This window comes from Microbulbifer sp. S227A (assembly GCF_049800935.1).
In genome coordinates this window covers 1-8,449 of the sequence record NZ_JBNAFZ010000039.1, presented here as the reverse complement: position 1 = coordinate 8,449, position 8,449 = coordinate 1, and the positions used below count along the sequence as shown (strand labels likewise).

General features: G+C 59.1%; 6 protein-coding genes and 2 pseudogenes. 3 read left to right on the top strand and 5 right to left on the bottom strand.

From position 1 onward, the window contains the following. The first annotated feature begins 220 nt into the window (after positions 1 to 220). Positions 221 to 1,582, top strand: a complete 1,362-nt coding sequence (locus ACP15R_RS27200) for an IS110 family transposase (protein ID WP_020042027.1) — start codon at positions 221 to 223, stop codon at positions 1,580 to 1,582. After that, positions 1,583 to 2,473 (top strand): annotated as a pseudogene (locus ACP15R_RS27195) (IS3 family transposase); the annotation flags it as partial. It abuts the gene before it with no gap. Here the strand turns inward: ACP15R_RS27195 and ACP15R_RS27190 are convergent. The 4 genes from ACP15R_RS27190 to ACP15R_RS27175 form a co-directional block, all read right to left on the bottom strand. Next, positions 2,423 to 3,670 (bottom strand): relaxase/mobilization nuclease domain-containing protein, encoded by a 1,248-nt coding sequence (locus ACP15R_RS27190; RefSeq protein ID WP_424988957.1) that lies wholly within the window; start codon positions 3,668 to 3,670, stop codon positions 2,423 to 2,425. The pseudogene ACP15R_RS27195 and the gene ACP15R_RS27190 sit on opposite strands and share 51 nt — an antisense overlap. Next, positions 3,663 to 4,211, bottom strand: a complete 549-nt coding sequence (gene mobC, locus ACP15R_RS27185; RefSeq protein WP_424988956.1) for a plasmid mobilization relaxosome protein MobC — start codon at positions 4,209 to 4,211, stop codon at positions 3,663 to 3,665. Before mobC ends, ACP15R_RS27190 begins: the two co-directional genes overlap by 8 nt. Positions 4,212 to 4,876: 665 nt before the next feature. Next, positions 4,877 to 5,848: a ParB/RepB/Spo0J family partition protein gene (locus ACP15R_RS27180; RefSeq protein WP_424988955.1), complete on the bottom strand. Its 972-nt coding sequence runs from the start codon at positions 5,846 to 5,848 to the stop codon at positions 4,877 to 4,879. A gap of 1 nt (position 5,849) precedes the next feature. Continuing rightward, the gene (locus tag ACP15R_RS27175; RefSeq protein WP_424988954.1) at positions 5,850 to 6,626 is read right to left on the bottom strand and encodes a ParA family protein; all 777 of its coding nucleotides are present in this window, start codon (positions 6,624 to 6,626) and stop codon (positions 5,850 to 5,852) included. A gap of 487 nt (positions 6,627 to 7,113) precedes the next feature. On the opposite strand from ACP15R_RS27175, the gene ACP15R_RS27170 reads away from it, so the two are divergent. Beyond that, complete coding sequence (locus ACP15R_RS27170; RefSeq protein ID WP_424988953.1) at positions 7,114 to 8,226, top strand: Fic family protein; 1,113 nt, start codon at positions 7,114 to 7,116, stop codon at positions 8,224 to 8,226. A 45-nt stretch (positions 8,227 to 8,271) separates the two neighbouring features. Here the strand turns inward: ACP15R_RS27170 and ACP15R_RS27165 are convergent. Beyond that, positions 8,272 to 8,449 (bottom strand): annotated as a pseudogene (locus ACP15R_RS27165) (IS256 family transposase); the annotation flags it as partial.

Genomic DNA, 8,449 nt, shown 5'->3' with positions numbered 1-8,449 from the left:
CGGGCCACAGCCCGCCTGTGCGCGGTAGCAACAGCTTGTGCTAAGCTCGTAGCGAAGGGCAGTTGCCGATGGCTTATTGGTGGGCTGGACCCCGTTAAAAAACGTGGCACATGGGCTGATGCGCACTTGAGATTGGTGACGGCGCGCTCGCGGCGATCCCGGATAGGAAGATGACGAACTTGCATGGCCCACGCCCTTCGTTCTGAACGGAGGAGATATCATGCCCAGACTTACGACCGGCGACCACCCGGACCTGAAGATGGTCAATCCCAATGCAGCCGCGATCGACATCGGCTCGACGATGCACATGGCAGCGGTAAACCCGTCCAGCTGTGACATGCCGGTGCGCGCCTTCGGCACGTTCACCCAGGATCTGCACGACCTCGCCGACTGGTTCCGGTCTTGCGGCGTCACCAGCTTGGCCATGGAATCCACCGGCGTCTACTGGATCCCGGCGTTCGAGATCCTCGAGGCCCGAGGCTTCGAGGTGATCCTGGTGAATGCCCGTTATGCCAAGAACGTGCCCGGCCGCAAAACCGATGTCAGCGATGCAGGATGGCTGCGCCAGTTGCATTCCTACGGCCTGCTGCGTGGTAGTTTCCGCCCCGAAGCCGAGATCGCAACCCTGCGTGCTTACATGCGCCAGCGCGAACGTCTGACAGAGTATGCGGCCGCGCATATTCAACACATGCAGAAGGCGCTGATGGAGATGAACTTACAGCTGCACCATGTCGTCTCCGACATCACCGGTGCGACCGGCATGAAGATCATTCGCGCCATCGTCGCGGGTGAGCGCGATCCGGATGTGCTGGCCGATTACCGGGATGTGCGATGCAAATCCTCGCCGGAGACGATCCGGGCAGCACTTGTGGGCAATGACCGGGCGGAACATGTCTTTGCTCTGGCGCAGTCGCTTGACCTTTACGACTTCTACAAAGCCAAGATCGAGGAATGCGATCAGCGGCTGGAGGCGGCTGTTGCCGCCCTCTCAGTCAAGGGAGGGGACGATCGGCCGCCGCTGCCGAAGGCCCGGATCAAAGGCAGGCAAGTCAATGCACCGGCCTTCGACGTGCGAGCAGCGCTCTACGGGGTATTGGGAACCGACCTGACCCAGATACATGGCCTTGGTCCTTCGCTGGCGCTGAAGCTGGTGGCTGAGTGCGGCACTGATCTGCGCGCGTGGAAGACGGCAAAGCACTTCACATCCTGGCTCTGCCTGGCACCCGGCAACAAGATCTCCGGGGGCAAGCTTCTGTCGTCGAAGACGCGGCGCTCCTCGAGCCGGGCGGCGGCCCTGTTGCGATTGGCCGCCACAACCATCGGACGCAGCGACACCGCTCTGGGCGCCTTCTATCGCCGTCTCTCGGCGCGGATCGGAAAGCAGAAGGCGGTGACGGCGACCGCCCGCAAGATCGCCGTCCTGTTCTACAATGCCATCCGGCATGGAATGACTTATCAGGATCAGGGCGCCGCAGCCTATGATGAGCGACACCGCCAGCGCGTTCTCGCGAACCTCCAGCGGCGCGCAAAGACCCTGGGCTATGCCTTGGCGCCCGTTTTGCCTGAACCGGCTGTTTCTTAGGAAGGCCACCGCGTACTTCGCGAGCCAAAAGCCATGAGGTTCCGGTTCATTGAAGAGCATGGCCACGAATTCCCGACCAGCCGCCTTTGCCAGGTTCTAGACGTCAGCGACCGTGGCCTGCGCGCCTATCGCAGCCGTCCGGCCAGCCAAAGGCAGCGGACGGACATGATCGTGCTGGCACACATCAAGGAACAATCTCGGCTCAGCCTGGGCAGCTACGGCAGGCCAAGAATGACGGAGGAGTTGAAGGAGCTTGGTTTGAATATCGGCCATCGGCGCGTCGGTCGATTGATGCGCGAGAATGGTATCCGCGTCAAACGCTCCAAGAAATACAAGGTGACCACTGACAGCAATCATGCGTTCAACATTGCCCCTAATCTGCTGAACCGGAACTTCCATGCGGATGCGCTCAATCAGAAATGGGCGGGCGACATCAGCTACGTGTGGACGCGTGAGGGATGGCTCTATCTTGCTGTGATCCTTGATCTGCACTCTCGGCGAGTGATCGGCTGGGCCGTGAGCAACCGAATGAAGCGTGATCTCGCGATCCGGGCTTTGAAGATGGCCATCGCGCTGCGGCAACCGCCCAAGGGCTGCATCCATCACACGGATCGCGGGTCGCAATACTGCTCACATGACTACCAGAAGATATTGCGCCAGCATGGGTTCACGGTGTCGATGAGCGGCAAAGGCAATTGTTATGACAACTCTGCCATCGAGACGTTCTTCAAAACGATCAAGGCCGAGCTGATCTGGCGAAGGTCATGGCAAACGCGGCGCGATGCTGAGATGGCAATCTTCGGATACATCAACGGCTTCTACAATCCACGCCGCCGTCACTCAGCATTGGGCTGGAAAAGCCCCGTCGCTTTCGAACGGAAAGTGGCCTAAACGAGCACCTGGGGCGGCACTAAAACGGGACAGGTCCATCGCCCCCCGTTCGCTGCTATCGGAGCGGGAAGCTGAGCGAACCGAAGCCATGTCACGGGCCAACTCCGCCCGCTCCGTCATCACATCAGTCAGGCTTCTTGAAAAGCGCTCGACATCTTTAGCCAGCGCTCGATCTTCCGGATCGGATGATTGCGCCAGCACGGCTGCGGCCGCCGTGTAAGTGTTCATCACACGGTTTCTGCGGGCAACAATAGCGCCATCCCACGATTGATCGGGAATCCTACCGCCATGATCCGCCACATCCCGCCGCACTTCGCGGCGTTTGGCTTTGTCAACGGTAACCACCTCACCCCGCTGGCGGATCTTATAAACCGGGGTCCGCTCTCCCCTGCGCGTGACACCCCGTGCAGATCGCGGCGTAGACTCCGCCTCAATGCCTCGCTGGCGTAGCTTCGCCGCAAATGTATCGCGCAATTGTTGCAGATCAGCTTTGCGCAGGTTCAGCTTAACGCCGTCATGGCCGACCGTCCGCACCGTCAGATGCACATGTGGATGCTTGGTATCTGTATGCAACGCCATGACATAGTCATGCCGACCGCCAAACTCTTGCTCAGCCAGGGCCCGCACCGCATCCTTCACAGCGCTGGCATTGGTATTGCCCGGCATCGAAAGAACGATACTGGTGGTGATCCGGGTACGATCCGTCGCCAGCCCATTGGCGCGATCCTCATCATGATTTTGCATCCATTCGGCAAAAAGCGCAGTCGTCGCCGATTTACCAGACAGACGGTCGCCTTGGCTGGTCTCCAGTTCGATCTTGCCGTTGCGGCTGATATACTCAAGATGCGCCGATACCCGAACACCCTCTGTCTGGCGGTTCACCTGAACCGGGTTGCCATGCTTGTCCATCTTGGCGGGCTTTGACACCTTGACCATGACCTCCGGTGCCCCACGCACGACACGCGCCAATCGCGCCTTGTCAGCGGCGCTGATCGACGGGACCGCTGAACCGACCTGTACGGTCCGACCCTGTGCAGAAGACGCGGCCGAACTGTCACGCATCCCATCTCCGCCCTGCCCGCTCGCATCCTTCGTGCCTGTCGAGAAACACCCTGACGCCGGGGATCGAACCGAGCGACCATTCGAAAGATCTGACCAGCAATCCTGAAAGCCCAACTCGGTTTTCAAATCACTCATCACGCGTCCCTTCGCCTGTCTGGAAGGTAAATCGGCCACCAGCGTACTCTGCAAGCTCGCCCCGCAGCGCCTGAACGTCCCGGCGCAGCGCCTGAAGCTCGCCCTTCACTGGAGCGTAGGTATCGCCTGTGAAAACGCCGCGGTTCATGACGGTCGCAATCTGGTTGAGATTGGTGGCCATCCCGCGAAGTTGCCTGAACCCCCACTGGATGGGTTTCCGTTCCCCCTTTACCGGCTGGGGCGCCGATCTCACCCGTGCGGTGAGAAGCTTCGCCGCCCAGGTAGAGACCGGCACACCCTGCCCGCGCGCTTCCGCCTCCAACGCCTGTCGGGTCTCCTGACCAAGCCGCACCGTCACCTTGCCCTCGCGACGGGCTTTTGTTGGTCTTTGATCAGGAATCTCCGCATCACCCGACACCGTCTCGATCACTTGCCGCAGAAACTCTGACGGCGACAGACCGTGCTCGACCGCAACCGCTTCAAAGCGCGTTTTGCTTGCGGGTGTGATGCGAGTGCGGACGAGTTCTGATTTCTGGGGCATTTTCAATATGTGCTACATTGCTGGCGGCGAGCCTATCCTGCATTAGGACCTTCTTCCACCCAATTTGTGGTCCGGGACCACATTCTTCGATTTCAACCGTCGGGATGTTGATCGCGCATCTTTAACGCCAGGACGACATTGACAGGCCGAAACAGGATCAGTTACCCACACCCCCGTCGCTCCGATATTTGGTGTCTCCGCTCTGGGGGCGCAGGGTCGGGGTGTTTTCTCCCAAGGTCGAAATCACCCCGACTGGATAACTGATCCTGTTTCTCGTTCTGCTTTGTTAGCCCGGGTGCGATCCGGCCAGGAGACGACGTCGCCGAAGAGACGTTAGACGACATGCCTGAGCAGATGATCTCTGACTTTCGCCTATCTGTCGTCGCTCTCCAGGCGATACGCGGCGGATCAAAGCTTCAAAAAAGTTGGAGGCACTCCGCGACGGGAACCGTATCTACCCCAAAGACCCGAAGGTCTGGACATTGGCTCAATTTACAATCTCAGGATCCAACGCCTGTTTGTACCAGTTCCTAGATGAAACCGGCGTGACACAAGAGGGGCCCGGCCAGTGGGTGAAACATCGACACCCGAACAAGGCGCGGGTCCGAATGGCTGACGAATTTCGCGATTCAAATCGTCAGGCGCGCTTCATGCCCGACGTCCCTTCACAGCGCGACAACTTCCAGCAGATCGATGTTTTCCAACGCGATTTCTTCAATGCGTTCGCCGTTGGCAAAGCTCACCATCAGAGCCCGGCTCGAACTCGCCGGACGATCCGTCAGTATTCTGCCGATCTCCTCACCATGCCGACACAGGATGGCGACGGGTCCGGTCGGAGAACTGGCAGTGGTTTTTTCAGCGCCCTGGTTGCCATCGTCAGTTGGGATTGGTGAGCTTGATGATTGCAGCTCACCCTTGTCCTGCGGTTTGGTATCGGTTGGCGCCTCACTCTCCCCCATTTCGATCTCCGAGCGCAGAGCCGCAACTGTGGTACGCGAAATGTCTGCTGCCGGTGTCGCCTTTACAAACTCAAGTGCCGCCGCCTCGTTTCTCTTCCACAAAGCATTCAAATCCGCCAGCGCCCGGGCCGGCACATTGTCTTGCGCCAGTCCCCGCAAGACTTCCGGCATCGTGGTGATACGCGCAAAGCGCGACACCTCTGCTTCTCCCCACCCCAATGCTGCAGCGATCTCGGATCGCTTCCTTCCATCCTTGCGCATCTGCTCGACAGCCTGCGCGATCTCCATGGTTGTCAGATCAGCGCGCTGGACGTTTTCCGTCAATTGAATCGCCCGAAGATCAGCCGTTGCATCCCGCACCATAGCCGGAATGGCTGACAGCCCCGCAAGCTGCGCCGCCCGCCAGCGGCGCTCGCCCATGATGATCAGGTGTTTTCCGTCTGGGTTCATCGGCTGAACAGTGATCGGTTGCAGAACACCCCGGGCCTTGATGCTTTCGCTCAGCGATTGCAGCTTGGCTTCATCGAATGTGCGGCGCGGCTGCTCCGGGTCGGCTTCGAGACGGGACAGCTCAACTGAGATGACATCGCCCGTGTCAGACGGTTTGCGCGACGTGAAACTGTCCAGCTTTCCGGATGCGGCAAGCTTGTCCAGCGTGCTTGTCAGGCTTCGGGCCATATCAATTCTCTCCGTTTATCTTTGCGTAGAACCAGTCAAAGAACGCGCCAAATTCGGCGGTGGCCTCCTTGCCGCTCCGGGTTCTGAATTCGGACAAGGCTGATCCCGCCTCCTGCGCCTGTACGTAGGCCGTGCGGTTGCGGATCGCATGGGGTACCAACAACCGTTCAAAAGCCTCGGCCACTTTGACAAGCGCGTCCCGCTCGACCTGCTTCACCGCGTCAAATCGCGACGGCAAAAAGCCCACAAGCTCAAGCCCCGGGTTGTGTTCCTGTGCGGCAATGAACGCTTCCAGGACCCTCTCGATGCCGTCGAGCGAGAACCTCTTCAGCTCGATCGGCACCAGCAGATGGTCAGACCCCAGCAGTGCCCCATAGACCACCTCGGAAAAACTGGGTGGTGTATCGATCACACAGAAATCCGCACCGCGGCTTTCTACCAGGCCATTTCTGACGTTGATCAGAACATCATCGGAATTCTGCGCCAGAAGGTCCTTGTGACCAGACAGAATGCCGATGTCGCCAGCGTTCAGCTCTGCCTCAACGGGCGCGTCCGTCATCACCAGCTCGAGCGCATTGCCGAGATCTGTGGCCTCTTCAAACGATCCCGTGAAATTGCGCTGGCTGTCCAGATCCACACCGATCACCGAATGGCTTTTGTCGGCCAAGGCATAGACCAGCTGACTGGCAATGGTGGTCTTGCCCACACCACCCTTGTTGTTGGCTATGATGATCTTTCTCATGAAGCCGCGATGCCCCGTGGAAGGCGCGGCCCGCAATTAATCTGTTCCGGCATGAAGGTCCCGTCTGCTCGATTGGTCTACCTCGGGGCGAAAAACTGCCCTGTAAATCGCCCGCTTTTTCTCGGAGTGCAGCATCCGTGCAGAGGCCGCAACTGGAATGCGTCTCAAGCCGGCGGGACGCGCCAAAGTCTGCCGAAACATCGGTTGGAACAGGACTGCCACGAACGTCTGACGCGCTCGTCGCTTTCGGGGCTCCGAACGATACCTCAACCGCATCCCTTAGCACTGGTCGGAAAGGGTACGATGGGGATGTAGCTGAGGCGCTGACGAGCAAATGTGTCGCTTTGCAAATGAACCAATCGGGGTTGTCGTATGATCCGTCGCATCTTGCGAATGTCTGCTAGCAACGTCCGATCTCATTTGGGCAGAGAACTCGTCAAGCCGATTCCGCTGAGCGATAGGGTTGACTTCTATACATCACAAATAGTCTAATCGTGAGTTATAGAAAGGGCATCTATAACTCATGACTTGGAACTGGGCGCTGCCCGATTGGCCGGATTTCCGGTATGAAGCCTCTACTCTTGAGCCGTTTGAGCAGAAGTTTCTGCTTTCATCAGGGGAAATCCTCGGCGCGGTCCATCATGTCAGCCAGCCGGAGCGCGAACAACTCCGCATCGAACTTCTCAGCGAGGAAGCGATGCAGACGAGTGCCATCGAGGGTGAAATCCTCGATCGGCTCAGTGTCCAGTCTTCTCTGCGACGCCATCTGGGCCTCGATCCGGACAGCTACCCTACGAAACCACGCGAACAGGGCGTGGCGGAAATGATGGTCGATGTCTATTCCAGCTTTGCGGACCCGCTGGCCCACGAGACGCTGTTCCGCTGGCATCGCATGCTCCTGGCCCATGACCGCCGGTTGGAAACCATCGGGGCCTACCGAATACACGCCGAGGCGATGCAAATCGTTTCCGGCCGCCTTGACCGGCCCACGATCCATTTCGAAGCGCCGCCCTCGGAGCGGGTCATGCCTGAGATGGAGCGATACGCGGATTGGTTCAACGACACCGGGCCAGGGGGACCAGAACCACTCCCGGCCCTGACGCGCGCAGGGCTAAGTCACCTCTATTTTGAGAGCATCCATCCATTTGAAGACGGCAACGGCCGCTTGGGTCGTGCCCTGGCTGAAAAGTCGCTGGCGCAGAACATCGGCCAGCCGACACTCATCGCGCTCGCCTTCACCATCGAGAAGGAGCGCAAGGCTTACTACGACCAGCTCGAGCAGCATCAAAAGACGCTCAACGTGACCGAGTGGCTCGTCTGGTTCGCGGACGTTGTCTTGAAGGCTCAACAGGTCACACTCGACCGCGTCGGCTTCTTCATCAGCAAGGCACACTTCTACGATCGTCACAGAGACCACTTGAACGAACGCCAGGCCAAGGCCATCGCTCGAATGTTTCGGGAAGGCCCTGGCGGGTTCAAAGGCGGCCTCAGCGCCGAAAACTATCTCAAGATTACCGGAACCTCGCGCGCTACCGCGACCCGCGATCTGCAGGACCTGGTCGAGAAGGGTGCGCTCAGCCGAACGGGTGAGCTAAGGCACACCAGGTATTGGTTGAACCTCAATCGAGAGGACTAATACCTATTGTAAAACGAGATATGCGCAGAAGTTGGTGACGCTTGATCAGGCGGCGATTTGAACGTGGCGGAGACCGTCGCGGAACTCAACCCCTTCGATGATTTCGGGCAGGCGGTTCCGACCGTCGAGTTTGCGCCATTTTCCTTGCGCTGACATCATCAGCTTGAATGCCATGGCCAGTCCGGTCTTGCGGCTGAGGCAGCCCTTGGTGCGTTTCGTGCGA

Bases quoted from the DNA above. Each gene is read 5' to 3' on its own strand.
- ACP15R_RS27200 (WP_020042027.1), top strand. From the start codon at position 221: ATGCCCAGACTTACGACCGGCGACCACCCGGACCTGAAGATGGTCAAT.
- ACP15R_RS27190 (WP_424988957.1), bottom strand. From the start codon at position 3,670: ATGAGTGATTTGAAAACCGAGTTGGGCTTTCAGGATTGCTGGTCAGAT.
- mobC (WP_424988956.1), bottom strand. From the start codon at position 4,211: ATGCCCCAGAAATCAGAACTCGTCCGCACTCGCATCACACCCGCAAGC.
- ACP15R_RS27180 (WP_424988955.1), bottom strand. From the start codon at position 5,848: ATGGCCCGAAGCCTGACAAGCACGCTGGACAAGCTTGCCGCATCCGGA.
- ACP15R_RS27170 (WP_424988953.1), top strand. From the start codon at position 7,114: ATGACTTGGAACTGGGCGCTGCCCGATTGGCCGGATTTCCGGTATGAA.